Annotated in this window: 25 protein-coding genes; 10 read left to right on the top strand and 15 right to left on the bottom strand. The window is 74.3% G+C overall.

The window, feature by feature from the left end:
- Positions 1-120: 120 nt before the first annotated feature.
- The 6 genes from ACIGNX_RS10730 to ACIGNX_RS10705 form a co-directional block, all read right to left on the bottom strand.
- Positions 121-624: an NADAR family protein gene (locus tag ACIGNX_RS10730; RefSeq protein ID WP_396538559.1), complete on the bottom strand. Its 504-nt coding sequence runs from the start codon at positions 622-624 to the stop codon at positions 121-123.
- Positions 625-659: 35 nt separating this feature from the next.
- The gene (locus ACIGNX_RS10725) at positions 660-1,235 is read right to left on the bottom strand and encodes a pyridoxamine 5'-phosphate oxidase family protein (RefSeq protein ID WP_396538557.1); all 576 of its coding nucleotides are present in this window, start codon (positions 1,233-1,235) and stop codon (positions 660-662) included.
- Between the two features lie 40 nt (positions 1,236-1,275).
- Positions 1,276-2,502: an RNA polymerase sigma factor gene (locus ACIGNX_RS10720; protein ID WP_396538555.1), complete on the bottom strand. Its 1,227-nt coding sequence runs from the start codon at positions 2,500-2,502 to the stop codon at positions 1,276-1,278.
- A gap of 1 nt (position 2,503) precedes the next feature.
- Positions 2,504-2,860: a YciI family protein gene (locus ACIGNX_RS10715; protein ID WP_396538553.1), complete on the bottom strand. Its 357-nt coding sequence runs from the start codon at positions 2,858-2,860 to the stop codon at positions 2,504-2,506.
- Between the two features lie 97 nt (positions 2,861-2,957).
- Positions 2,958-3,920 (bottom strand): zinc-binding dehydrogenase, encoded by a 963-nt coding sequence (locus tag ACIGNX_RS10710; protein WP_396539185.1) that lies wholly within the window; start codon positions 3,918-3,920, stop codon positions 2,958-2,960.
- Between the two features lie 8 nt (positions 3,921-3,928).
- Complete coding sequence (locus ACIGNX_RS10705; RefSeq protein ID WP_396538551.1) at positions 3,929-4,369, bottom strand: MarR family winged helix-turn-helix transcriptional regulator; 441 nt, start codon at positions 4,367-4,369, stop codon at positions 3,929-3,931.
- A 64-nt stretch (positions 4,370-4,433) separates the two neighbouring features.
- On the opposite strand from ACIGNX_RS10705, the gene ACIGNX_RS10700 reads away from it, so the two are divergent.
- Together ACIGNX_RS10700 and ACIGNX_RS10695 are read left to right on the top strand one after the other, a co-directional pair.
- Positions 4,434-4,997 (top strand): PadR family transcriptional regulator, encoded by a 564-nt coding sequence (locus tag ACIGNX_RS10700; protein ID WP_396538549.1) that lies wholly within the window; start codon positions 4,434-4,436, stop codon positions 4,995-4,997.
- Entirely contained in the window at positions 4,994-5,623 is a 630-nt protein-coding gene (locus tag ACIGNX_RS10695; protein ID WP_396538547.1) for a GyrI-like domain-containing protein, read from the top strand. Before ACIGNX_RS10700 ends, ACIGNX_RS10695 begins: the two co-directional genes overlap by 4 nt.
- Positions 5,624-5,689: 66 nt before the next feature.
- On the opposite strand, the gene ACIGNX_RS10690 is transcribed toward ACIGNX_RS10695, so the two are convergent.
- The 3 genes from ACIGNX_RS10690 to ACIGNX_RS10680 form a co-directional block, all read right to left on the bottom strand.
- On the bottom strand, positions 5,690-6,139 hold the full coding sequence (locus ACIGNX_RS10690; RefSeq protein ID WP_396538545.1) for a GNAT family N-acetyltransferase: 450 nt from the start codon (positions 6,137-6,139) through the stop codon (positions 5,690-5,692).
- A 33-nt stretch (positions 6,140-6,172) separates the two neighbouring features.
- Complete coding sequence (gene rox / locus ACIGNX_RS10685; RefSeq protein WP_396538543.1) at positions 6,173-7,639, bottom strand: rifampin monooxygenase; 1,467 nt, start codon at positions 7,637-7,639, stop codon at positions 6,173-6,175.
- A gap of 196 nt (positions 7,640-7,835) precedes the next feature.
- Positions 7,836-8,684: a LysR family transcriptional regulator gene (locus ACIGNX_RS10680; protein ID WP_396538541.1), complete on the bottom strand. Its 849-nt coding sequence runs from the start codon at positions 8,682-8,684 to the stop codon at positions 7,836-7,838.
- An 89-nt stretch (positions 8,685-8,773) separates the two neighbouring features.
- Here ACIGNX_RS10680 and ACIGNX_RS10675 point away from each other — a divergent pair, with 89 nt between their 5' ends.
- Together ACIGNX_RS10675 and ACIGNX_RS10670 are read left to right on the top strand one after the other, a co-directional pair.
- Positions 8,774-9,607: a TIGR03620 family F420-dependent LLM class oxidoreductase gene (locus tag ACIGNX_RS10675; protein WP_396538539.1), complete on the top strand. Its 834-nt coding sequence runs from the start codon at positions 8,774-8,776 to the stop codon at positions 9,605-9,607.
- Between the two features lie 155 nt (positions 9,608-9,762).
- Positions 9,763-10,929, top strand: a complete 1,167-nt coding sequence (locus ACIGNX_RS10670) for a hypothetical protein (RefSeq protein ID WP_396538537.1) — start codon at positions 9,763-9,765, stop codon at positions 10,927-10,929.
- Positions 10,930-10,994: 65 nt separating this feature from the next.
- On the opposite strand, the gene ACIGNX_RS10665 is transcribed toward ACIGNX_RS10670, so the two are convergent.
- Both ACIGNX_RS10665 and glyA read right to left on the bottom strand, forming a co-directional pair.
- Positions 10,995-12,221 carry an epoxide hydrolase family protein gene (locus ACIGNX_RS10665; protein ID WP_396538535.1) on the bottom strand — a complete coding sequence of 409 codons (1,227 nt, stop codon included), beginning with the start codon at positions 12,219-12,221 and terminating at the stop codon, positions 10,995-10,997.
- 126 nt (positions 12,222-12,347) lie between these two features.
- A complete protein-coding gene (glyA, locus tag ACIGNX_RS10660; protein ID WP_396538533.1) occupies positions 12,348-13,664 on the bottom strand; it encodes a serine hydroxymethyltransferase in 1,317 nt (438 codons plus the stop codon).
- 74 nt (positions 13,665-13,738) lie between these two features.
- Here glyA and ACIGNX_RS10655 point away from each other — a divergent pair, with 74 nt between their 5' ends.
- A complete protein-coding gene (locus ACIGNX_RS10655; protein WP_396538531.1) occupies positions 13,739-14,581 on the top strand; it encodes a PucR family transcriptional regulator in 843 nt (280 codons plus the stop codon).
- Positions 14,582-14,719: 138 nt separating this feature from the next.
- Here ACIGNX_RS10655 and ACIGNX_RS10650 read toward each other — a convergent pair whose 3' ends face one another.
- Positions 14,720-15,292, bottom strand: a complete 573-nt coding sequence (locus ACIGNX_RS10650; RefSeq protein WP_396538529.1) for a TetR/AcrR family transcriptional regulator — start codon at positions 15,290-15,292, stop codon at positions 14,720-14,722.
- On the opposite strand from ACIGNX_RS10650, the gene ACIGNX_RS10645 reads away from it, so the two are divergent.
- Positions 15,291-16,325, top strand: a complete 1,035-nt coding sequence (locus ACIGNX_RS10645; RefSeq protein ID WP_396538527.1) for an NADP-dependent oxidoreductase — start codon at positions 15,291-15,293, stop codon at positions 16,323-16,325. The genes ACIGNX_RS10650 and ACIGNX_RS10645 overlap by 2 nt on opposite strands.
- A gap of 289 nt (positions 16,326-16,614) precedes the next feature.
- Here the strand turns inward: ACIGNX_RS10645 and ACIGNX_RS10640 are convergent, their stop codons facing one another.
- Together ACIGNX_RS10640 and ACIGNX_RS10635 are read right to left on the bottom strand one after the other, a co-directional pair.
- Positions 16,615-17,901: a M20/M25/M40 family metallo-hydrolase gene (locus ACIGNX_RS10640; RefSeq protein WP_396538525.1), complete on the bottom strand. Its 1,287-nt coding sequence runs from the start codon at positions 17,899-17,901 to the stop codon at positions 16,615-16,617.
- On the bottom strand, positions 17,894-18,721 hold the full coding sequence (locus tag ACIGNX_RS10635) for a M55 family metallopeptidase (protein WP_396538524.1): 828 nt from the start codon (positions 18,719-18,721) through the stop codon (positions 17,894-17,896). Before ACIGNX_RS10635 ends, ACIGNX_RS10640 begins: the two co-directional genes overlap by 8 nt.
- 94 nt (positions 18,722-18,815) lie before the next feature.
- Between ACIGNX_RS10635 and ACIGNX_RS10630 the strand changes: the two genes are divergently transcribed.
- The 4 genes from ACIGNX_RS10630 to nikE are packed head-to-tail and all read left to right on the top strand — an operon-like array spanning position 18,816 to position 24,029.
- Complete coding sequence (locus ACIGNX_RS10630) at positions 18,816-20,609, top strand: ABC transporter substrate-binding protein (RefSeq protein ID WP_396538522.1); 1,794 nt, start codon at positions 18,816-18,818, stop codon at positions 20,607-20,609.
- On the top strand, positions 20,561-21,562 hold the full coding sequence (locus ACIGNX_RS10625; protein WP_396538520.1) for an ABC transporter permease: 1,002 nt from the start codon (positions 20,561-20,563) through the stop codon (positions 21,560-21,562). The genes ACIGNX_RS10630 and ACIGNX_RS10625 overlap by 49 nt, the downstream gene beginning before the upstream one ends.
- Entirely contained in the window at positions 21,559-22,443 is an 885-nt protein-coding gene (locus ACIGNX_RS10620) for an ABC transporter permease (protein WP_396538518.1), read from the top strand. The genes ACIGNX_RS10625 and ACIGNX_RS10620 overlap by 4 nt, the downstream gene beginning before the upstream one ends.
- Complete coding sequence (gene nikE / locus ACIGNX_RS10615; protein ID WP_396538516.1) at positions 22,440-24,029, top strand: nickel ABC transporter ATP-binding protein NikE; 1,590 nt, start codon at positions 22,440-22,442, stop codon at positions 24,027-24,029. The genes ACIGNX_RS10620 and nikE overlap by 4 nt, the downstream gene beginning before the upstream one ends.
- Here the strand turns inward: nikE and ACIGNX_RS10610 are convergent.
- Positions 23,984-24,805, bottom strand: a complete 822-nt coding sequence (locus tag ACIGNX_RS10610; protein WP_396538514.1) for an SDR family NAD(P)-dependent oxidoreductase — start codon at positions 24,803-24,805, stop codon at positions 23,984-23,986. The genes nikE and ACIGNX_RS10610 overlap by 46 nt on opposite strands.
- Between the last annotated feature and the right edge of the window lie 68 nt (positions 24,806-24,873).

The raw sequence follows: 24,873 nt of genomic DNA, 5'->3' as shown, positions 1-24,873 counted from the left end.
CGCCCCCTTCCCGAGGTGATCGGCGCCACTCCCGCCCCGACAGCGTAGATCGGGGTCCCGCCGATCGGGACGTCCCCGGCGGGGTCGCGTCGACCGGTTCGAGCGGATCGGGTGACACGATCACCCCCGGCGCAGCCGGTCGCGCACCTCCATCAGCGCCACGCCGAGCAGGTTCAGCCCGCGCCAGGTCGCCGGGTCGGCCGCCCGCTCGTCGTCGGCCGCCAGCCCGATGCCCCACACCCGGTCCAGCGGGCTGGCCTCCACCAGCACCCGGTCGCCGGTGCCCAGCAGGAAGCCGCGCAGGTCGTCGTGCGCGGTGAACTTGGCGAGGTTGCCGCGCACCACCACGTCGACCCGGTGCGCGGCCCACACCTCCTGGTCGAAGCCGCGCACCTCGCGGCCCAGCGCCTTGGCCTCCGCGGGCGTGCGGGCGGCGAGCACCCGGTCGGCGGTCTCCTCGTCGCCGAACAGCAGCGCCTTGCCGCGCATCATGAAGTGCTCCGCGGTCCGGTAGGTCAGCCCGTCCGCGGTGAACGGTGCCTCCCACCACTGGCTCAGGCACTGCTTGCCGACCGGCGCGCCGGGCCGCGCCTCGTGGCCCCAGAAGAACAGGTACTCGGTCACGCCGCAGACCGTGCCACACGCCCGGGCGGGCCGGGTCAGCGCGGGGGCAGGGGGAGCGGCAGGGCGGGCAGGCCGTCCATGCTCACCGCGTTGAACTCCTTGCTCTCGCAGTAGGCGCCGAACTCGTCGTCGGACTTGCGGCCGAAGTACTCCGCGTGCAGCGTCCGCTCCTCGCGGTAGTCCATGAACGGCACGGCGAAGCCGCACGTGTCGCTGATCAGCTTCGCCGTCACCACCACGACCGCCCGCACCGCGGGCCCGTCGGCGTCGCCGAACCCGGCCGCCAGCTCCGGGAACCTCGGGTCGTCGCGGAACACCGGCTCGCCCGTGCCGTGCACGCGCACGATGTTGGGCGGCCCGTCGAACGCGCACCACATCAGCGTGATCCGGCCGTTCTCACGCAGGTGGGCGATGGTCTCCGCGTGGCTGCCGCCGAAGTCCAGGTACGCGACCCGCCGCTCGTCGAGCACCCGCCACGTGCCGCGGCGGCCCTTCGGCGACAGGTTGACGTGACCGTCGGCGGCCAGCGGCGCGGTCGCCGTGAAGAACACCGGCTGGTCCTCGATGAACCGGCGCAGACGTCCTTCGATGCGTTCGTAGGTCTTACCCATGGGCCCAGTATCACCCGCCACCGCGCCGCGTCCCCCGACCTCACCCCGCACCGGGCGGCGGACCGGAACCGGCGACGGAGCCGAGCCCGTCGAGCAGCAGGTCCCGCTCGGCGTCGTTGCCCGCCAGCTCCAGCGCCCGCCGGTACGCCCCCTCCGCCTCCCCGTCGCGCCCCAGGCGGCGCAGCAGCTCGGCGCGCACGGCGTGGAACAGGTGGTAGCGCGCCAACGACCCGCCCAGCCCGTCCACCAGCGCCAGCGCCGGCCCCGGCCCGTCGACCTCGGCCACCGCCACGGCCCGGTTCAACGCCACCACCGGGCTCGGCGTCAACACCAGCAGGTGGTCGTACAGCCGCACGACCTGCGCCCAGTCGGTGGGCGGCGGGTCGCTGTGCACCGCGTTGATCGCCGCCTGCACCTGGTACGGGCCCGGCCGGCCCCGGCGCAGGCACCACCGCACCAGCTCCCGCCCCTCGGCCAGCATCGCCGCGTCCCAGCGCGAGCGGTCCTGGTCGGCCAACCGCACCAGGCCCCCGTCCGGACCGGTCCGCGCCGGCGCGCGGGCGCCCAGCAGCAGCATCAGCGCCACCAACCCGACCGCCTCCGGCTCCTCGGGCAGCAGCTCCACCACCAGCCGGCCCAGCCGCACCGCCTCCGCGCACAGGTCCCCGCGCACCAGCGCGCCACCCGAACTGGCCGAGTAGCCCTCGTTGAACACCAGGTACACCACCGCCAGCACGGCCCGCAGCCGCTCCGGCAGCTCCTCCCGACCGGGCACCCGGTAGGGGATGCGCGCGTCCCGGACCTTCGCCTTCGCCCGCACCAGCCGCTGCGCCATCGTCGCCTCCGGCACCAGGAACGCCCGCGCGATCTCCGCCGTCGACAACCCGCCCAGCAGCCGCAACGTCAACGCCACCCGCGCCGCCGGGTTCAACGCCGGGTGGCAGCACGTGAAGATCAACCGCAGCCGCTCGTCACCCACCGCACCCACCTCCTCGGGCTCGTCACGCGCGTGCAGCAGCGCGGACCGCGCCTGCCGGTCGTCCCGCGTGGACTCCCGGCGCAGCCGGTCGATCGCCCGGTTGCGGGCCGTGGTGATGATCCAGCCCGCCGGGCTCGGCGGCACCCCGGTCTCCGGCCACCGCCGCACGGCCTCGGCGAACGCGTCCTGGACCGCCTCCTCGGCGACGTCGAGGTCACCGAAGACGCGGACCAGCACCGCGACCGACCGGCCGTACTCCGCCCGGAAGACCCGCTCGACCTCCGACACGTCAGCCGGGCACTTCCCGGAACGGCCGGACCTCGACCGGCAGCCGGCACGCCGCCGCCAGCCGCCGACCCCACTCCAGCGCCACGTCCAGGTCCGGCACGTCGATGATGCTGAACCCGCCGATGTGCTCCTTGGTCTCGGTGAACGGGCCGTCCGTGACGACCAGCTCGCCGTTCCCGCCGTGGCGCAGCGTGGTCGCCGCGTCCGGGGTGTGCAGCCCGCCGGCGAACACCCACACGCCCCTCTCGCGCATGTCGGCGTCCACCGCCTGCACGTCCGTCATGATCTCCCGCATGACCTCCGGCCCCGGCTCGTCCCCGCCGGTCGGCTCGATCACGCTGAGCAGGTACTGGGTCATCCCGCGCTCCTCCAGGTGTCGGTGTCCTCGCACCCCCTACACGAACGGCCGGCCGCCACATCGACACGACGCCCGGAAACCGGGCGCGAAAAAATCTTCAGACCAGCCCGACGAGCTTGCCGATCCGCCTGCCGTGCTCCAGGTCGTCGTGCGCCTGCCGGATCTCGTCGAGCCGGTACACCGCCGTCGGACCCAACGCCACCTCACCGCCGGCCAACCGGTCGAGGAACCGCTGCAGCACCGCCGCGGGCAGGTCCGAGCTCTCGCCGCCGTACGCCGTCAGCCGCACGCCCTTGGGCAGGTAGCCGATGGGGTAGAAGTCCTTCACGACCCACTCGTTGGACAGCATCCCGGCGAAGCACACCGTGCCGTGCACCCTCGTCGCGGCCAGCGTGTCCGGCAGCGTCGGCGTGCCGACCAGCTCCAGCGCCGCGTCCACCCCGTCGGGGAACAGCTCGCGCACCCGGCCCGCCACCGCGCCGTCGTCGGGCAGCGGGTGCGCCACCCCGTGCTCGCGCAGCACGTCGAGCCGGTCGGGGCGGCGCGTCGTGGCCAGCACCGTCGCCCCGAGGTCGTTCGCCAGCGCCGCGGTGGCGAACCCGAGCGCCGACGTGCCGCCGCGGATCAGCAGCGACTGCCCCGCCCGCAGGTCCAGCCCCGTGGTCAGCGAGCCGTACGCGGTCTGCAACGTCTCCGGCACCGCGCCCAGCACCTCCCAGGGCAGCTCCGACCGGAACGGGATCAGGATCTCCCGCGGCACGACGGTGTACTCGGCGTACCCGCCGTCGAACACCCGGCCCATGCCGCCCATCATCGCCGCCACCTGCTGCCCGCGCGGCAGGTCGCAGTCGCTGTCGACCACGCCGACCGCCTCGATGCCCGGCACGCGCGGGAACGTCACCCCCTCGGCCAGCCCCAACCGGGTGTGCAGCTCCGACCGGTTCAACCCGAACGCCCGCACCGCCACCCGCACCCACCCCGGCGGCGGCTCGGGCACCGGCAGCTCGGCCACGGCCAGGTTCTCCACCGGGCCGGGCCCGCTGAGCACCACCGCCCGCATCGACCGGCTCATCCGTGGTGCTCCAGGACCACGTTCAGCACCCGCACCAGCTCCTCGCGCTCGGCCGCCGACAACGGCTCCAGCAGCGACTCCTGGGCATGCCCCAGCACCCGGTCCAGGAGTCGCAGGTGGGCCGCCCCCGCCGGGGTGACGGTCACGATGTTGCGCCGCCGGTCCCCGGGATCGGGGCGGCGCAGCACGAACCCCTTGTCGGCCAGCTCGTTCACCGTGGCCACCACGTCGCTGCGGTCCAACCCGCCCCGCCTGCCCAGGTCGGCCTGGCTGGCCGGACCGAACTCCTCCAGCGCCGCCAGCAGCGAGTAGTGGTAGCGCCGCGCGCCGACCGCGCCCAACGCCTCCGACACCAGCCGCTGCGCGTGGGTCGTGGCCTGGCCGAGCAGCCAGCTCGGCGTGCCGCGCAGCCGGTGGGGCGCCCCTGAGGTCTCCATGCGGCCGCAGTCTAGTTGGCCCGGCCAACGATCCACCGGTTTATCCTAGTGCTAGGATAAACCGGTGGCCGTCGACCTCACCCCCGCCGAACTGACCCTGCTCGGGCTGCTCGTGGAACAGCCCCGCCACGGCTACGAACTCGAAGAGGTCATCACCGCCCGCGGCATGCGCGAGTGGACCGAGATCGGCTTCAGCTCCATCTACTACCTGCTGGCCAAGCTGCGCGACCGCGGCCTGATCACCGAGGTCGGCACACCGCCGCCCGGCCGCGGCAAGGCCCGCCGGGTCTACCGGCCGACCGACGACGGGCGCGAGGCGTGCGCCCGGGCGACCGAAGCCGCCATCGCCGAACTCCACCCCGTCTTCCCGCGCCTGCTCGTCGGCCTGGCCAACCAACCCGCCGTCCCGCCCGACCGGCTCCGCGCCGCCCTCGCCCACCGCGCCGACGCCGTCACCGCCAAGATCGCCGAACTCCGCGCCACCCGCGCCGCCCAACCCCACGCGCCCCGCTTCGCCCTCGCGATCCTCGACCACTCCCTGTCCCAACTCGACGCCGAACAGCGCTGGCTGGCCGCCTACCGGGCCGAACTCGCCACCGCACCCGACCAGGAGGACCACCGGCCGTGACCACCGACCGCTACGACGTCAAACGCCACCTCAAGCAGCTCTACGCGCCCCGCAACACCGACTGGGCCCTCGTCGACGTCCCCGAGCAGCAGTTCCTCGCCGTCGACGGCCAGGGCGACCCCAACACCAGCACCGCCTACGCCAACGCCGTCGAAGCGCTCTACGCCGTCGCCTACACCCTCAAGTTCGCGAGCAAGCGCGACGGCCGCGACCTCGTCGTCGCACCGCTGGAAGGGCTGTGGTGGGCCGACCGGCCCGAGGTCTTCACCACCCGCGCCAAGGACTCCTGGCACTGTCGGATGCTCATCAGCCAACCGGACTGGATCACCGACGACCTCATCGCCCGCGCCAAGGACTCCGTCGCCGCCAAGAAGGACCTGCCCGCCCTCCCCGACCTCCGCCGCGAGGTCCTGTGCGAAGGGCTCAGCGCCCAGGTCCTCCACCTCGGCCCGTACGACGACGAAGGACCCGTCCTGGCCCGCCTGCACCAGGAGTGGCTGCCCGCCAACGGCCTGCGCGAGACCGGCCTGCACCACGAGGTCTACCTCGGCGACCCCCGCAGGGCCGACCCCGCCAAGCTCCGCACCGTCGTGCGCCAACCCGTCCGCCGCGACCGGCCCGCGTGACCGGCGGCGGGGTCGACCACCCGGCCGACCCCGCCGCCCACGACACCGCGGGACCCGACGACCGCCCTAGATCAACCCGGGGTGCCCGAACTGCGCGATCCGCAGCCCGCCCTCCACCACCACGGTGTCCACCACGCGGAACCCCAGCCCCTCGTACAACGCGATGGCCGGCGCGTTCGCCGCTCCCGTCGACACGATCGCCGGCCCGCCCTCGGCCAACACCTGCTCCACCAGCCGCCGCGCGAACCCCAACCGGAAGTGGCTCGGCGCCACGCCCAACCGGTCGATGTCCAGCACGCCGTCGACCTTGGTGTACCCCACGAAGGCCACCAGCTCGTTGTCGACGTACCCACCCAGCCACCGCAACGGCAGCGTCCGGATGTCCTCCACCGACTCGTGCAACCCCGGTATCGCCGTGCTGCCGATCAGCTCGGCCTCCACCGCGTACGACAGCTGCGCGACCCGGTGCACGGCCTTCGCCGTCTCGTCATCGGTCAGATCCAGCGGGACGATCATGCCGCCATCCTCTCCCACGGGTGATTCCGCCGGTTACCCCAACCGATCAGCCGCGGAACTCCCGACGACGGGCTCGCCGAACCACCGCGCCAGCGGCCCCACCAGCCCACCCTGCTCCTCGCCGACCCACGCCACGTGACCGTCCGGCCGCAGCAGCACCGCCGGCGCGCCCCACCCCTCGCCGCCGTCCACGACCCGGTCCACCACGTGGTCCACCCGGTCCTCCCACCCGGCCACCGACAACCGACCGGTCCCGTCCAGCAGCAACCCGCGACCGGCGTGCGTCAACCCGTACAGCCGCCCCCGCCCCAGCGCCACGTCCCGCAACCGCCTGCCCAGCAGCTCGTGCCCCTCGCCGAAGTCGTAGCGGACCCCGATCGCGGTGAGCTCCTCGACCAGGTACCGCTTCACGTCCTCGAAGTCCATCAACCGCGCCACCAGCCGCCGCACCGCCTGCGGACCCGGCTCGGTCGAGATCAGCTCCATCTGCGCGCGCGTGTTGTCCAGCACCGCGGCCGCCACCGGCCGTCGCTCGGCCTCGTAGGTGTCCAGCAACCCCTCCGGCGCCCACCCGCCGACCACCGCCGCCAACTTCCACCCGAGGTTGAACGCGTCCTGCACGCCCAGGTTGAGCCCCTGCCCACCCGTCGGCGGGTGCACGTGCGCCGCGTCGCCCGCCAGCAGCACCCGCCCCCGCCGGTACCGCTCGGCCAACCGCGTCGCGTCACCGAACCGGGACAGCCACCGCGGCGAGTGCACCCCGAAGTCCGTGCCCGCCGTCGCCACGAGCTGCCGCTTCACCTCCTCCAACGTCGGCGTGCTGCGGCGGTCCTCCGCCACGCCGTCGGCGGGCACGCCCACCCGGTACGCGCCGTCGCCGAGCGGGATCAGACCGAACCGCTTCTGCGTCTTGCGCACCTCCGCGACCACGGCGTCCACCTCCTCCCGGGAAACGCCGATCTCCACCTCGCCCAGCAGCGTCTCGACCCGGGACGGCTCGCCGGGGAAACCGATCCCCACCGCCTTGCGCACCGTGCTGCGACCGCCGTCGCACCCGACCAGGTACCGCGACCGCAGCCGCGTGCCGTCGGCCAGCTCGACCGCCACCCCCTCGTCGTCCTGGTCCACCCCGACCAGTTCGCACCCGCGCCGCACCTGCGCGCCCAGCTCGGCCGCGCGCTCGGCCAGCAGCCGTTCGATCACGGGCTGCGGGATGGCCAGCACGAACGGGTGGGAGGTGTCCAACCGCCGCGGCGCGGGCTTGGTGATGCCCGCGAAGAACCCGTCGAGCGGGTGCCGCCTGCCCAGCGCGAGGAACCGGTCCAGCAGGCCGCGCTGGTCCATCACCTCGATGCTGCGCGCGTGCAACCCCATCGCGCGGACCACCTTCGTCGGCTCGGCGTCCCGCTCCAGCACGAGCACGCGCACGTCGTGCAGCCGCAGCTCCGCCGCCAGCATCAGCCCGGTCGGCCCCGCGCCGACCACGATCACGTCGATCATGCAACCCCCACTGCCGGCCGGGGTTTTCGCAGGTCCCCGGCGTAGGGCGGAGATTCTGCGGCACGGGCGGGGTCTTGCCGCAAGACCCCCTGTGCGCTATACGTTGATGGTGGGGGAGCGGTCCGCCCTCCGCGACCCACCGGTCCACTCCGCCACCGCCGGGAAGCGTCGGGGAACGATCCGGTGGCCCACGGCATCAGTCACCGAAGGCCGCCCGGTGGGCCGCTGCGCAGGTGGGCGGGAGGTCGTCCGGGACGGCGACACTGCCCGTGATCGTCGTGCGCGGCACGAGCGGGAGCGCGCGCACCCGGGTGGACCGGAGCTCGGCCACCTGGTCGGCGGGCAGCACCGTCCAGGCGCGCGGGTCGGAGCCGACCTCGACGATCGTGTCCTGCGCGGTCCCCGCCCGGTGGCCCGGCCGCACCCGGACCCCGGCTTCCCGCAGCGCGGCGACCACGGCAGGGTCGTGGTCCTGGGACGTCAGGAACGGGCCGGTGGCCAGTTCGGCCACCCCGACGACCTCGTCACCGGCGGCGGGGTGCCGCGCGGACACCACGGCGAACAGGGCCTCGGTCCACGTCGGCAGCACCCGCACCCCGGGTGCCGAACGCACCCCCCGTGCCAGCGCCAGGTCGATCTCGCCCTGCCGCAGGGCGTTCAGGCGCGCGGGCAGCGGCAGGTCGACGAGCACGACGTCGAACGCCGGAGCCCGCTCCCGCAACGCGTCGATCCCCCGTTCCAAGCGGGCGGTGAACTGCCCGGTGCCCGTCCCGATGCGCATGACACCCGCCTGCTCGTGCGCCACGACGCGGACCCGGTCGGCGGCCGCGAGCGCCTCCCGCGCCGCGTCGAGCACCCGTCGCCCGGCCGCGGTGAGCCGGACCCGACGCGGTGAGCGGTCGAACAGCCGGACGCCCAGCTCGCGCTCCAGTCGCGCGATCTGCCTGCTGACCGCGGGCTGGGCGATGTGCAACCGGTCGGCGGCCCGGCCGAAGTGCAGCTCGTCGGCGACCGTGGCGAAGTACCGCAACGCCCGTAGTTCCACCGGCCCTCCCCGCGACGATGCCGTCAGGTTATCGTTGCGCGTCGGCCCTGGTCCTGGTTCGCCGCGGGCCGCGGTGCTGTAGTCGGGGCATGAGCATCGATCTCGGCCTGCTCGGCGCCCACCTGCGCGAGCACGAAGCGAACCCCCGAGCCGCGGCGGAACTCGAACGAGCCGGCTACGGCACGCTCTGGCTGGACGCCTCGCCGCCGGCCGACCTCGCCCTCGCGGAGGAGCTGCTCGACGCGACCACCCGGTTGGCCGTCGGAACGAGCGTGGTGAACGCCTGGACCGCCGACGCGGAGACCGTCGCCGCCTCCTACCACCGCATCGAAGCCAGGCACCCCGGCCGGTTCCTGCTCGGCGTCGGCATCGGGCACCGCGAAGTCCACACCGAGTACGCCTCGCCGCACGCCACGCTGGTGTCCTACCTGGACCGGCTCGCCCGTGCGGGCGTTCCGGCCGCCCGCACCGTGGTGGCCGCGCTCGGGCCGAAGATGCTGCGCCTGGCCCGCGACCGGACCGCCGGGACCATTCCGGGCATGGTGACCCCCGAGCACACCCGGCGGGCGCGCTCGATCCTCGGTGCGGGCGCACTGCTGCTGCCCGGGCACTTCGCCCTCGTCGAGCCCGACACCGAGCGGGCCCGCGCGGTCGCCCGGTCCGCACCGCCCGGCACCGCGCTGCGCGTCACCAACTACGCGAACAACCTCCGGCGGCTCGGCTTCACCGAGGACGACCTCTCCCACGCCGGCAGCGACCGCCTCATCGACGCGCTCGTCGCCCACGGCGACCCGGCCACCGTCGCGACGCGGCTGCTGGCCCACCGGGACGCCGGGGCGGACCACGTCGGCGTCTACCCCCTCGGCGACGACCCGATCGCGACGCTCCGCTCGGTTGCCGAAGCGGTGCACGCCGAACGCTGACGGTTCCGCCACACGACACCTCCGGAGGCGGCGATCCGGCTCCGGCTCTTACTTCCGATAAGGTTCACTTATCGGAAGTCACCCACTCTGCGGTTCATTACGTTTCGTTGTGTCACATAACGTTTGAAACGACGTAACTCTGCTACGATTTAACCGTGACGACGACCGAGACCTCCGGGACGACCTGCAACTACCCGGGCTGCACGCGTCCGGTGTTCCGCGGCAGCGGGCCCGGCCGGCCCGCCGAGTACTGCGACCTGCCGGAGCACACCCGGTGGCGGGCCTGGCGGGAGCGGCAGCGGTTGGCGCAGGCGGAGGAGGCCGGTCACGAGGTCGTCACCGTGACGAAAGGCCCGCAGGGCATCACCGCGGGCAAGATCAGGGCCGAGGAACTGCTGGAGCGGTTCCGGGTGCTGGCCGAGCAGCTCTCGACCACGCTGACCGGTGCCGTGGCGGAGCTGTCGGCGATCGCCGACCCCAGCGTGGCCGAGAGCCAGGTGCAGGCGGTCGAGGCCGCGGCCGCGCGGCGGGTCGCCGAGGCGGAGGCGGCGGTGGCGACGGCGGAACGGCGGCGGCGTGACGCCGAACAGGCCCGCCAGGCCGCCGAGGCCACCACGGAGGACGCGGTGCGCGCCGCGGAACAGGCCGAACGCGACGCCGAGTCGGCCTACCGGCAACGTGACGCCGCCCGCGCCGAGGCCGACGCTGTCGTGAAGCGGGCCGAGGAGGAGGTCGCCGCCATCCGCGTCGAGACCGCGGCCGCGGTGGAGGAGATCCGGCGCGACGCCCAGGCCCGGGTCGAGCAGGCGAAGGCCGACGCGGTCGCGCACGCCGAACAGGCCCGGAGGCAGGCCGTGCGGGAGGTCGACCAGGTCCGCGCGGACGCCCGGGAACACGTCGACCAGGCCCGCCGGGAAGCGCAGGCCCAGGTCGAACGCGCCCGCGCCGAGGCCCAGGCCCGGGTCGACCAGGCGCAGTCCCGCCTCGACCACGCCCTGGCCGAGGCGAAGACCTCGGTCGACCAGGCCCTCGCCACCGCCCGCGCCGAAGCCGAGGCCGCGACCTCCGCCCGCCTCACCGCCGAACGCGCCGAGCAGTCCGCCCGCGACGCCCGCGCCGAACTCGCCCGCGCCCGCGCCGAGCTGACCGACGAACGCGACACCCACCGCGCCCAGCTCGACCGGGTGGAACGCGCCACCCGCGAACGCCTCGACGCCGTGGAACAGGCACGGGCCCAAACCCTGATCCGGGCCGAACGCGCCGAATCCCACGCCGACCGCCTGCAGGCCGAACTGGACGCCCTGCGGGCCGGACGCGCGTGATCACGCCGTCCCCGCGGGTACCCGGCCACGACAGCGGCTGAGCAGTCCTCGAGGCAGTACCCGGGTCAGGGGCGGCGGTCGCGGAAGGTCCGACGCAGGTCGGTCACCCAGGCTTCCGGGTTCTCCCAGGGGATGAAGTGGCCGCCGCGCTCGTGCGCGGTGACGTTGACGTGGTTGAACCACGCGCCCTGGGGACCGTTCTTGAACGCGCGGACGCGGTCGTCGGCGGTGTGGATGCCCGGCGGGTTCTCGTAGGTGACGAAGGTCAGGCCGACCGGGGCTTCCACGACCGGTGTGCGGTCGTGGGACGGCGTCCAGGGGTAGCGGTTGGCGTTGGCGTAGTAGCGCATCGACGTGGCGATGGAGTTGTTCACCCAGTAGATCGTGGCGTGGGTGAGCAGGTCGTCCTTGCCGAACACCGACTCGACGTCGCCGCCGTTGTCGCTCCACGCGTTCCAGCGCTCCAGCAGCCAGGCGAGCAGTCCGGCGGGCGAGTCGCTCAGCCCGTGGGCCAGCGTCGCCCCGTCCAGCACGTGCACGGCCAGGTGGGACGCCGAACGGCGGTCCATCTCCACGATCCGGGCGCGGACGTCGGCGGGCTGGTCGTCGGTCAGCGGCCGGTTGCGGCCGAAGTCCCAGGCGCGGGGGCCGTTGAAGAAGTCCAGCGGCAGCCCGGAGCCGATGTGGATGCCGTACAGCGCGTCGGCGTACTTGTGGCCGAGCTGGCTGGTGACGATCCCGCCGATGTCGCAGCCCGCGGCGGCGTACCTGTCGTGGCCGAGGGTGTCGGTCATCAGGGTGTGCCAGAGGTCGGAGACCTTCCAGAAGTTGACGTCCGGGAAGCCGGTGAGCGGGCCGGGGAAGCCGAAGCCGGGCAGGGACGGGACGATGACGTCGAACGCGTCGGCCGGGTCGCCGCCGAACGCGGCCGGGTCGGCGAGCGGGTCGATCACCTTCGACCAGTGCCAGAACGTCCACGGCCAGCCGTGGGTGAGGATCAGCGGGATGGGGCGGGGGCCGCGGCCCGCCTTGCGCAGGAAGTGCACCGGGACGCCGTCGACGGTCACCTGGTGGTGGTCGTAGGCGTTGATGGCGGCCTCGGCCCGGCGCCAGTCGTAGGTGTCGCGCCAGTACGCGACCAGTTCGCCGAGGTAGCCGGCCGGGACGCCGTAGGACCAGTCGTCGTTGTCCTCGTCCAGCGGCGGGCGGGTCGCCGCGAGCCGGGCGCGCAGGTCGTCGAGGACCTCGTCGGGCACGTGGATCGGGGTGGGTTCGAGGGCAACGGTGGTCACGGCGCGGTTCCTTACCGGGTCGGCGGCTCGTTGATCACGCTAGTCGACCGGCCCGCCCGGGTGGGAACAGCCGTCGGCGGACGCCCGCCACCGGGGTGGGGTGTGCCGCGGTGGCGGGCGTGGGCGTCAGGGGGTCGCGTTGACCTCGCGGCGCAGCGCGACGGCGTCGGCGCGGACCCGCTCGGGCGGTTCGCGGTCGATCAGGGCGCGGCGCATCAGCGCGGCGACGGCGGGCTGGTGGGCGGGGGTGAAGCCGCGCCGGGTGATCTCCTGGGTGCCGATGCGCAGGCCGCGCAGCCCTTCGTCGATGCGCTGCCAGGGCAGGCCGATGCCGCTGAGGTAGATGCCCGCCTCGCCCAGCAGCACGGCCGCCGCGTCGCCGCCGCCGAGGGTGAGGGCGTCGACGGCGAGGTGGTGGGAGCGGGTGAAGGTGCCGTCGTGGCGGGCGACGTCGAAGCCGTTGTCGGCCAGTGCCGCGCCGAGCGCCTGGGCGTTGGCGACGCAGGCGCGGGCGTAGTCGGGGCCGCGTTCGGCGAGTTCGGCGGCGGTGACGGCGAGCGCGCCCAGCCGGCCGGCGTCGTAGTTGGCGAGCATGCCGGGGTAGGCGACGTTGGAGACGCGTTCGGCCAGCTCGGGGTCGCGGGTGACGACGCAGCCGCCGGACGGTCCGCCGAACGACTTGTAGGTGGAGAACGTCATCAGGTGCGCGCCCTCGTGCAGCGGGCGCTGGAACTCCCGGCCGGCCACGAGCCCGGCCACGTGGGAGGCGTCGTAGACGAGGATCGCGCCGATTTCGTCGGCGACGGCGCGCACGGCGGCGACGTCGTGGGGGAACAGCATCAGGCTCGCGCCGATCACCACGATCCGCGGCCGGTGCACCCGCAGGAAGCCGGGCAGCCTGCCGTAGTCGAGGTCCAGCTCGTCGGGCAGGTAGGGCAGGTCGACCACGGTGAGGCCGCGGATCGCGGGCACGCCTTGGGCGTGGTGGCTGGCGTGGCCGCCGGCGAACTCGGGCAGCACGGCGATCTTGTCGCCGGCGCGGGCGAACGCGGTGTAGACGGCGAGGTTGGCCAGGGTGGCGCTCTGCAGCCGCACCTCGGCGTAGCTGCCCTCCATCAGCGAGGAGACGAGCATCGGCGCGAGGACTTCGAGGGTGTCGAGGTGGTCGAGGCCGACCTGGTACTTCTCGCCGGGCCAGCCCATGCTGGGCCGGCTGGACACCGACGCCCGCAGGGCCGCGGCGGCGGTGGGGCTGAGCACGTTGGTGCCCGCGTAGAGCACGATGCCGTCGTCGTCGACCTGGGTGGTGTGCGCTTCGAGGGCCTTGCGGACGGTCCCGGCGACACCGGCGGCGGTCAGGTCGGCGGAGACGGCGGCTTCGACCTCGGTGAGCCGGCGTTGCGCCTGCGGCGAGGCCCAGGGTGCGATCCTGCTGTTGGTCACGGTGCGCACGCTAGGGCGTCGGCGGCGGGTGGGGCGACCGTCCGGGGACTGGACTTGTTCCTACAGTTGTCGGAATGCAGGAGCTGCTGGACGAGCTGTCCCGTCTGCTGGGACGCGGGGTGTCGGTGGACGACGTGGCGGGCCGGGTGGTCGCGCACAGCGCCCAGACCGACGACGTGGACCCGGCGCGGGTGCGGGCGATCCTGACCCGGCGGGTGCCCGCGGACGTCGCCGCGTGGCAGGAGCGGCACGGCGTGGCGACGGCGACGGGTCCGGTGCGGGTCCCGCCGAACGCGGCGCTGGGTTTCCAGCAGCGGGTCGCGTTCCCGTTGCGGCACAACGGGGTGCTGGTCGGCTACCTGTGGGTGCTGGGTGACGTGCCGCGGCGGGACCTGGGCGGGCGGTTGGCGGCGTTGGCGGCGCAGGTCCCGGTGGGTGAGCGCACGCCGGTGCGGGTGGTGGTGGCGCTGGAGCCGCGGGTGGTGCGGACCGTGCCCGCCGGTGACGCGCTGCCGGAGCTGGCCGGGCACGTGGGGGTGAGCGACCCGCACCCGCCCGACCGGACGGGCGCGGCCTACCAGCAGGCGTTGGCGGCGGCGGAGCTGGCGCGGTTGGACCCGGCGCTGCCGGACCGGGTGCGGTGGGCGGAGCTGGGCGCGTACCGGCTGCTGCTGGGCGCGCCGCCGCAGGAGGTGCTGGCCGGGTTGTCCGACGTGCTGCTGAGCACGCTGGAGGTGTACCTGGACTGCGGGTGCGAGGCGCGGGCCGCGGCGGAACGGCTGCACCTGCACCGCACGAGCCTGTACTACCGGCTGGGCCGCATCGCCGAGCTGACCGGCCGCGACCTGTCCGACGGCGGCGCGCGGCTGGAGCTGCACCTGGCGTTGAAGCTGGTCCGGCTGGCACGGCGGCCGTAGGTGTCGCGGCGATGACGAGCCGGCCGCGGCGTCGTGGGCCGGTCGCCGTCGGCCCGGCCTCCGCCGGCTCCCGCTGGTGGCCGAACAGCGTTGGCGCGCCGAGCCGCTCGCCGAGCCGCTCGCCGGGCACCGGTCGACTCAGCGGGCTGCCGGTGCCGGCGGTGTGACGGCCTCGCGCAGCTCGGCGGTGGCCTGGGCCATGAGCTGGGCGAGGGTGGTGTCCGGTTCGGTCAGCCAGCGGGGCATGGCGCGCCGGTGGATCGCCAGCACCACGTCGATGACGAAGCGTGCTCTGCCGGGCTCGACGCCGCGGCGTTCGAGCGCCTGTGCCAGCGCGTCGGCGATGTCGGCGAGCTTGATCAGGTCGCGTTCGGCCAGTGCCGGGTTGGCGGCGATCACCCTTCCCCGGCGCAGCAGGAACTCGCGTGGGCGGAAGACCTCCTCGGCGGTTCCCAGCGCGGTCAGCAGCGCCTCGATCGGGGGGAGGTCGGGGTCGGCCGCCTGGACCCGGGCGACGAGGTGGGCCTTGAGTTCGTCGCCGGCGAAGAGGACTTCCCGCTTGTCGGGGAAGTAGCGGTAGAAGGAGCGCTCCTTCAGGCCGGCGGCGTCGGCGATCTGCGCGACCGAGGTGCGCTCGAACCCCTGGGTCTCGAACAGCTCGAGCGCCGCGCGCTCGAGCCGGCCCTGTGCGTCGGATTCCCATCGCGGCATGCCCACGAGGGTACGACAACAGGAGCTGTCGTCGGCGGGTATGGTTCATGACAACAGATGCTGTCATCAATGGGAGATGCCCGTGAAGGCTCTGCAATTCGACCGGTTCGGTTCCCCGGACGTGATCGTGCTCCGCGACGTCCCCCTGCCGGAGCCGGGACCCGGCCGGATCCGGATCGCCGTGCGCGCGTGCGGCCTGACCCCGGCCGACTGGCACGTCGTCGACGGTCTCCTCGCCGACCACCTGCCGCCGCTGCCGCGCGGGCTCGGCCTCGAGGTCGCGGGCACCGTCGACGCGCTCGGCGAGGGCGTCGACGGCGTCCGGGTCGGCGACCGCGTGTTCGGCCCGGCCACCTTCGACGGCCCGACGGCCGGCGCCGCCGAGTACGCGCTGATGCCGGCCTGGGCGCGCATTCCCGAAGGCGTCACCGACGAGCAGGCCGCCGCGCTGCCGATGGCGGCCGAAACGGCGTGGCGCGCGCTCGACGACCTCGGTGTCCAGCCGGGTGAGCTGTTGCTCGTCCACGGCGCGGGTACCACCGTGGGCGAGGCGGCGGTGCGCTTCGCGCTGCACCGGGGCATCCGGGTGATCGCCACCGCCGGGCCGACCCGGGCCGCCGCCTTGGCGGAGGTCGGCGCCCGGGTGACCGCCTACGGCGAGGGCATGGCAGACCGCGTCGGCGCACTGGCCGCGGGCCGCGTCGACCGGGCCCTGGACACGACGCCCACCGGGGGCCGGATCGACCGTGCCGACCGGCCCAGCCCGTCCGGTGGCTCGCTGCCGACCCTGGTCGGGCTGACCGGGGATCCCGACCGCGTCCTCACGGTCTCGGACTTCGCCGCCGCGGCCGAACTGGGCGTCCGGATCACCACCGGGATCCGCTACGACAGGATGGACGAGTTCGCCCGGCTCGCCGGCGAAGGCATCCTGGTCGTACCGGTCGCCCGCACCTACCCGCTCGACCGGGTCCGGGAAGCGGCCGAGCTCAGCCGATCCCGCCGACCCGGCGGCAAACTCGTGCTCGTCCCGTGATCGCCCTGCCGGCCCGCGGTGGTCCACTCCGGCGGGACCCGCCGGGTGGCGGCGGTCGCACCCGTGGGGTCGGTGGGGTGCTGCTGTGGATCAACGGCCCCTTCGGGGGCGGCAAGACGCAGGTCGCGCACGAGTTGCGGCGGCGGCTGCCGGGCAGTTGGGTGGCCGACCCGGAGCCGGTCGGGTTCGGGTCGCACCGGGTGCTGCCGACGGCAGGCTGCGCGGGCGGTGCGCCGCGCCTGGACGTCGGCGCGGCACATCCGCTTCGGCTAGCGACGCGGCCCGGGGGTCACGAGGACAGGAACCGGTCCAGGACGCGGACGCCGAACCGCAGGCCCTCCACCGGCACGCGCTCGTCCACGCCGTGGGGCATGGCGCGGTAGTCGTAGCCGGGTGGCAGGGACAGCGGCGCGAAGCCGTAGCAGTCGATGCCCAGCCGGGTGAACGCCTTGGCGTCCGTGCCGCCGCCCATGCAGTAGGGCACGACCACGGCGTCGGGGTCCTCCGCGCGCAGGGCGGCGGCCATCGCGTCGAACCACGGCGAGTCGACGGGCGCCTGCACGGGTGGTTCGTCGGCGAGGAACTCGCGGCGCACGTCCGGGCCGAGCGCGTCGTCGATGGCGGCCATCAGCTCGTCCACGGCGCCGGGCAGCGTGCGCACGTCCAGGTCGGCGGAGGCGCTGCCGGGGATGACGTTCACCTTGTACCCGGCTTGCAGCACGGTGGGGGTGACGCTGTTGCGCACGGTGTTCTCGACCAGGCGGGCGGCGGGCCCGAGGCGGGCGATGGTGCCGTCGACGTCGGACAGGTCGACCGGCACGCCCAGCGCGGCGCCGACGCGGTCCAGGAACGCCCGCACGGCGGGGGTGAGCCGCACGGGGTGTTCCAGGGAGGTGACGCGGGCGAGGGCGCCGAGCAGCTTGACCACGGCGTTGTCGTCGTTGCGGCGCGAGCCGTGCCCGGCCCGGCCGGTGGCGGTGAGCCGCAGGTGGGAGGTGCCGCGTTCGGCGGTGCCGACGGGGTAGACGCGGTGCTCGCCGACGCGGTGGCCGTAGCCGCCGGACTCGCCGATCGCGGCCGCGCAGCCGGCGAAGAAGTCGGCGTGGTGGTCGACCAGCCAGTGCGCGCCGTGCGCGCCGTGGTCCTCCTCGTCGGCGACGAACGCCAGGACCAGGTCGCGGCGCGGCCGGCGGCCCTCGCGGGACCAGTCGGCCAGCACGGTCAGCACCATGGAGACCATGTCCTTCATGTCGACCGCGCCCCGGCCCCACAGGTAGCCGTCGCGCTCGACGCCGGCGAACGGCGGCACGCTCCACTCGGCGGGGTCGGCCGGCACCACGTCCAGGTGGGCGTGCACGAGCAGCGCGGGCAGGTCCGGCTCGGTGCCGGGGACGCGGGCCAGCACGTTGCCGCGGCGGGGCGCGGACTCCAGCAGGGTCGCGGGCACCCCGATGCCCTCCAGGTGCCCGGCGACGAACTCGGCGGCCTCGCGCTCGCCGGCGGAGTCGCCGCCGCCGCGGTTGGTGGTGTCGATGCGCAGCAGCGCGGCGCACAGGTCGACCACGTCCTCAGCCATAGATTCCCTCCACCGCTCCGGCCGCGATCGCCGTGACCACCTTGAAAGCCTGCATCGCCAGCGTCATGGACGCAGAGTCGAACCCCACCCGACGCGCGTCGAGTCGCTCGACCGTGGGTACGACGGCCGCCGCGGCGGCCAGGTGGGTGGCGTCGAACTCCACCTCGACGCGGTGCGGCGCGACCTCGCCCGGCACCCTCCCGGCGCGGCCCGCGGCCGTCTCGGCGGCGGCGGTGATCCACTCGGCCGTCACCCGAGGGGGTGAGCAGATGGCGGCGTAGCGGCTGACGCACTCCTTGACGGCGACCAGGTCCGCGTCGGGCGCGTAGTCGCGGGCGTCGTCGCAGGCCTTGTCGTCGCCGGTGACCAGGAGCACGGGGACGCCGTGCTCGGCGGCCAGGGCGGCGTTGAGCCTGCCCTCGCCGGCCGGGACGCCGTCGAGCCACACGCCGGTGACGGAGTTCTCCAGGTAGGTGTGGGCGAGCACGCCCTCCTGGCCGGCGCCCGCGTGGTAGCCGAGGAACACCACGCCGTCCACGCCGGAGTCGATGCCCTGCATCATCGACAGCGGTTTGTGCCGGCCGGTGAGCAGCCGCGCCCGCGGGTCGAGGTCCTCCAGCAGGAGGTTGCGCTGCGACGAGTGCGCCTCGTTGACCAGCACGTCGGTCGCGCCGCCCGCGTGCAGCCCGGCGACGCAGGCGTTGACGTCGCCGGTGAACAGCCGGCGGAACCGCTGCCACTGCTCGGTCTGCGGCACGACGTCGGCGGTCCAGGTGACCCCCGTCGCGCCCTCCATGTCCGCCGAGATCAAGATCCGCATGGGTTCACCGTACCGAGGCCATGTCGTTTCTTGACGCACGCCACAGCGGAGTGGTTATTTCTTGACTTCCACTCACGGGCGGGAGGCGATCACTGTGGGTATCCGAAAGCTCGGCGCGGTCACGGCGGCGTGGGCGTTGGTGGTGTTGCCCTCGCCCGCACCGGCGCAGGCACGGGCGCAGGCGCAGCAGGCCGTGACCCTGCGGGTGGCGATCACCCAGCAGGTGGATTCGCTCAACCCGTTCCTGTCGGTGTTCCAGGCCGGGACCGAGGTCGGTCGGCTGATGTACGACTACCTGACCGCCTACGACGTCAAGGACCAGCACCCGGTCGAGGGGCTGGCCGACCGCTGGGAGTCCTCCGAGGACCGCCTGACCTGGACCTTCCACGTGCCCGAGGGCAAGAAGTGGTCCGACGGGCAGCCGATCACCGCCAGGGACGCCGCCTTCACCTACCAGTTGATGATGCGCGACGAGGAGGCCGCCACCGCCAACGGCAGCTTCACCGCCGACTTCGAGTCCGTCGCCGCGCCCGACGACCGCACCCTGGTGATCAAGACCAAGCAGCCGCAGGCCACCATGCTCGCGCTGGACGTGCCCATCGTGCCCGAGCACGTGTGGTCCGGGGTCGGCGACATCGGCGACTACCGCAACGACCGGACCCCCGTCGTGGGCAGCGGCCCGTTCGTCCTCACCGAGTACCGGGCCAACGAGTTCATCCGGTTCAAGGCCAACAAGGACTACTGGCGCGGCGCGCCCAAGTACGACGAGCTGGCGTTCACCTACTACAAGACCACCGACGCCGCCGTGCAGGCGCTGGCCAAGGGCGAGGTCGACCTGGTCAACCGGATGGGACCGGCGCAGTTCGACTCGCTGAAGGACAAGCCGGGCATCACCCGCAACCAGGCGCAGGGCCGCCGCTTCAACGAGATCGTGATCAACTCCGGCGCGGCCACCCGCACCGGCCAGCCCATCGGCGACGGCCACCCGGCGCTGAAGGACGTCGTCGTGCGCCGCGCCATCGCCAAGTCCCTGGACCTCGACGCGATCATCGCCAAGGTCAACGGCGGCTACGCCCAGCGCGGCACCGGACCGATCCCGCCCGTGTTCGCCGACTACCACCTCGACCGGCCCGAACCGGCGCACCCCTACGACCCGGCCGCGGCCAACGCCGACCTGGACAAGGCCGGGTACGCGCGCGGCGCGGACGGCATCCGCGTCTCACCGGAGGGCGGGCCCCTGCGGCTGCGGCTGCTCGGGCACTCCGGCCGCGCCTACGACGAGCAGGCCGGCGAGTTCGTCAAGCGGTCGCTGGCCGACCTGGGCATCGCGGTCGACGTGCGGATCGTGTCGGACAACCAGCTCAACGAGTCCAGCACCGCCGGCACGTTCGACCTGGTGTTCTCCGGCTGGGGCACCAACCCCGACCCCGACTTCATCCTCTCGCTGCACACCTGCGGCCAGCGGCCCAACGCCGAGGGCACCGGCGGCACCACCGACACGTTCTTCTGCGACCCCGAGTACGACGCCCTCTACGCCCGGCAGCGCGCCGAGTTCGACCCCGCCAAGCGGCGCGAGCTGGTCCTGCGGATGCAGCAGCGGTTCTACGACCAGGTCCCCGCCGTCGTCCTGGGCTACGACAACGCGCTGGAGGCCTACCGCTCCGACAAGTTCGCCTCGTTCCCCGTGCAGCCCGACCCCGGCGGCGTGATCATGGCCCAGAACGGCATGTGGGGCTACTACGGCGCCACGCCCGTCGCGGCGTCCGGGGACACCGGCTCCGGCACCGGCCTGGTGCTGGGCGTCGTGGGCGGCGCGATCGTCGTGCTGGTCGGCGCGGTGTGGCTGGTCGGCAGGCGGCGCGGCGCCCGCGCCGAGGACCGCGAGTGATCCGGCACCTGGCGGGCAAGGTCGCCGGCGCGCTGGCCAGCCTGCTGTTCGTCGTCGCGCTGGGGTTCGTGCTGTTCCGCGTCATCCCCGGCGACCCGGTCGTGGCCATGACCAGGGGCCGGCCGGTGACCGGCGAGCAGCTCGCCGCGCTGCGCGAGCGGCTGGGCGTGGACAAGCCGCTGACCGAGCAGTTCGTCGACTACCTCGGCGCGGCCGTGCGCGGCGACTTCGGCACGTCCTACGTCTACAGCAGGCCGGTGCTGGAGCTGATCGGCGAACGGCTGTGGCCGACCGTGCTGCTGACCGGCACCTCGACCGTGCTGGCCGTGGTGATCGGCCTGTGGCTGGGCATCCGGGGCGCGTGGCGGCGCGGGTCGCGGGCCGACCGGGTCTCCACGGGACTGGCGCTGGCGCAGTGGGCCATGCCGACGTTCTGGCTGGGCATGCTGCTGTCGCTGGCCACGGGCGACCTGTTCCCCTCCGGCGGGATGCGCTACCCCGACACGCCGCCGGACTTCCTGTCGCAGGCGCTGGACGTGGCCCACCACATGGTGCTGCCGTGCCTGACCATGATCGCCGTCGTCTACGCGCAGTACCTGCTGGTGATGCGGTCGTCGTTGCTGGAGGAGATGCACGCCGACTACCTGACCACGGCACGCGCCAAGGGCCTGCGCGACGACCTGGTGCGCCGCCGCCACGCCGTGCCCAACGCGCTGCTGCCGACCGTGACCCTGGTGTTCCTGCACCTGGGGCTGGTGGTGTCGGGGGCGATCACCGTGGAGACGGTGTTCTCCTGGCCCGGCCTGGGCCTGTTGACCTACGAGGCGCTGACCGGACCGGACCTGCCGCTGCTGCAGGGCACGTTCGTGGTGCTGGCGGGAGCGGTGATCGCCATGAACGTGTTCGCGGACCTGCTGTACCGGGTGCTGGACCCGCGGGTGCGTGCGTCGTGACCGCCATCGCGTGGCAGCGGCGGCGGGCGGCGGCGCGGGCGACGTGGCGCGAGTTCGCCGCGCGGCGGGCGGGCCTGGCCGGGCTGATCGGGCTGGCCGTCATCGCGCTGCTGGCCGTGCTCGCCCCGCTGGTCACCGACGCCTCCGGGCTGGACGTGACCCGGGTGACCGCCCGGCCGTGGGAGCCGCCGTCGGCGCGGCACTGGCTGGGCACCGACCACAACGGGCGCTCGGTGCTGCTGCTGACGTGGTGGGGCACCCGGGTCTCGCTGGTCGTCGGGCTCGCGGCCACGGTCCTGTCGGTGCTGATCGGCACCGTGGTGGGCATCGCGGCGGCGCACTTCGGCGGCTGGGTGTCGGCGGTGCTGATGCGGTTCACCGACTTCTTCCTGGTGCTGCCGTCGCTGGTGCTGGCGATCGCGCTGTCCACCGTGCTGCCGCGCGGGCTGGGCACGATCGTGCTGGCGATCGGGGTGACGGCGTGGCCCGCCACGGCCCGGCTGGTGCGGGCCCAGACGTTGTCGGTGGAGGCCCGCCCCTACATCGAGCGGGCGCGGGCGCTGGGCGGCGGGCACGGGCACGTCATCGGCCGGCACGTGCTGCCCGCCGTGCTGCCGCTGGTGTTCGTGAACACCACGCTGACCGTGGCCAGCGCGATCGTGGCGGAGTCGACCCTGTCGTTCCTGGGGTTGGGCGACCCGACGCGGGTGTCGTGGGGGTCGCTGCTGCACGCGGCCAACCTGCACGGCGCGGTGTCGCAGCGGGCGTGGTGGTTCCTGGTGCCGCCGGGGCTGGGCGTGGTGTGCGTGGTGCTGGCGTTCACGCTGTGCGGGCGCGCCCTGGAGACGGTGCTCAACCCGCGGTTGAAGGGGGAGCGGTGAGCCGCCTGCTGGAGTTGCGCGACCTGAGCGTGCACTACCGGACCGCGCGCGGCGAGGTCGCGGCCGTGCGGTCGGTGTCGCTGGCGCTGGACGCCGGGCGGACGCTCGGCCTGGCGGGCGAGTCGGGCTGCGGCAAGTCGACCGTGGCCATGTCGGTGCTGCGGCTGCTGCCCCGCGACGCCCGCGTCGAGGGCGAGGTGCTCCTCGACGGCGAGGACGTGCGGGCCATGTCGTGGGGCCGGCTGCGGGCCGTGCGGTGGGCGGCGGCGTCGGTGGTGTTCCAGGGCGCGATGCACGCGCTGAACCCGGTGCACCGGGTGGGCGCGCAGATCGCCGAGCCGATGCGGCTGCACGGCGTCACCGGGTCGGTGTCGGACCTGCTGGAGCAGGTGGAGCTGCCCGCCCGCGCCGCCCGCGCCTACCCGCACGAGCTGTCCGGCGGGCAGAAGCAGCGGGTGATGATCGCGATGGCGCTGGCGTGCGAGCCGCGCCTGGTCATCGCCGACGAGCCGACCACGGCGCTGGACGTGGTGGTGCAGGCGCAGGTGCTCGACGTGCTCAAGCGGCTGGTGTCCGAGCGGGGCATCGGGCTGGTGATGATCAGCCACGACCTGTCGGTGCTGGCCTCGACGTGCGACCGGCTGGCCGTGATGCGGCACGGTCAGGTGGTGGAGGAGGGACCGGCGCGGCGGGTGATCGCCGAGCCGACACACCCGCACACGCAGGCGCTGGCGGCGGCGTTCCCGACCGTCGGCGACCCGGCGTCGCGGTACGTCACCGCGTCCGAGGCGCCGCCGGACGGGCCGGCGCTGCTGCGCGCGGAGGGCGTGCGGGTCGACTACGGCGACACCACGGCCGTGGCCGGGGTCGACCTGGAGGTGCGGGCCGGGGAGATCGTCGCGCTGGTCGGCCAGTCCGGCTCGGGCAAGACGACGCTGGCCCGCACGCTGCTGGGCCTGCGCCGGCCCACCGCCGGGCGGGTGCTGTTCGAGGGCGCGGAACTGCCCCGGTCGGCGTCCGGGCTGCGCGCCTACCGGCGGCAGGTGCAGCTGGTGCTGCAGGACCCGACCAGCGCGCTGAACCCCCGGCACTCGGTGTACGAGGCCGTCGCCGAGGGGCTGCGGGTGCACCGGGTCGCCGGCGACGAGACCGCGCGGGTGGCCGAGGCGTTGTCGCAGGCCGAGCTGCGCCCGCCGGAGCTGTTCTTCCCGTCGCTGCCGCACGAGCTGTCCGGCGGGCAGCGGCAGCGGGTGGTGATCGCGGGCGCGCTGGCGCTGGGACCGAGGCTGCTGGTCGCCGACGAGCCGGTGGCGTCGCTGGACGCGTCCGTGCGCGGGGAGATCCTGGCGCTGCTGCTGAGGCTGCGCCGCGAGCTGGGCCTGGCCGCCCTGGTGATCACGCACGACCTGGGGCTGGCGTGGACGATCGCCGACCGGGTCGCGGTGATGTACCGGGGCGAGCTGGTCGAGCAGGGCACGGTGGAGCAGGTGCTGCTGTCGCCGCGGCACGACTACACGCGCACCCTGCTCGCCGCCGTGCCTCACGACCAGCGCACCACCCGGCCGGACCGGACCAGCTCGCCGTAGTGCTCGACCCGGCGCGCGCCCAGCGCCAGGTCGAGCAGCGGCCCGGCCGCCCGGGCCGGCGGGGCCGCGCCGCTCATGTCGGCGAACCACGGCCGGGAGGCGTCGGTGTCCACCAGGCCCGGGCACACCGCGGCGATCAGCGTGCCGGCCGCGGTGTCGGCGTCGCGGCGTCGCGCGGCCACCGCCCGCACGGCCGCGACCTGGCCGACCTTGGACGGGATGTTGATCCAGTCGGGCCAGCCCAGGGCGGGGGCGGTGCCGTCGAGGACGGCGTCGCGCCAGGCGAGGACGGCGGCGTCGACGCCGTCCAGGTCGCGGGTGTCGAAGTGCCCGTGCAGGTGCGGGGGCAGGTGGTGGGGGGTGCCGAAGGAGCTGGCGACGACGAGGAACGCGCCGCCGGGACGCAGCAGCGGGGTGAGGGCGCGCAGCACGCGGGTGGTGCCGAGGTTGTTGGTGGCCACGAACGGGACGATCTGGTCGTTCCACGGCGTGCCCGGGGTCAGCCGCGCGGCGGCGTTGGAGAACACCACGTCCACGCCGCCGTGGCGGTCGCGCAGGTCGTCGGCGAAGGCGGCGACCGCGTGCCCGTCACCGACGTCGAGCGCGCGGGCGCGGACGGAGGGGTGGTCGACGCGCGCGGCGGCGTCGGCGACGCGCCCACCGTCCCGGCCGGTGAGGTAGACGACGTCGGTGGGGTCGGCGCGGTGGGCGAGCCCGGCGGCCAGGGCGAAGCCGAGGCCCTGGTTCGCGCCGGTGACGACGGAGATGCGGGTCATGTCCGCCATGGTCGTGCTCCGCGGGGAACCGATCGGTTCCCGACCCGCTCGCCCGGCGAGCCCCGTCG

Source organism: Actinosynnema sp. NPDC053489 (assembly GCF_044544865.1).
GTDB lineage: Bacteria > Actinomycetota > Actinomycetes > Mycobacteriales > Pseudonocardiaceae > Actinosynnema.
The sequence above is the reverse complement of the archived record's forward strand: the minus strand, read 5'-3'. Positions and strand labels throughout refer to the sequence as shown.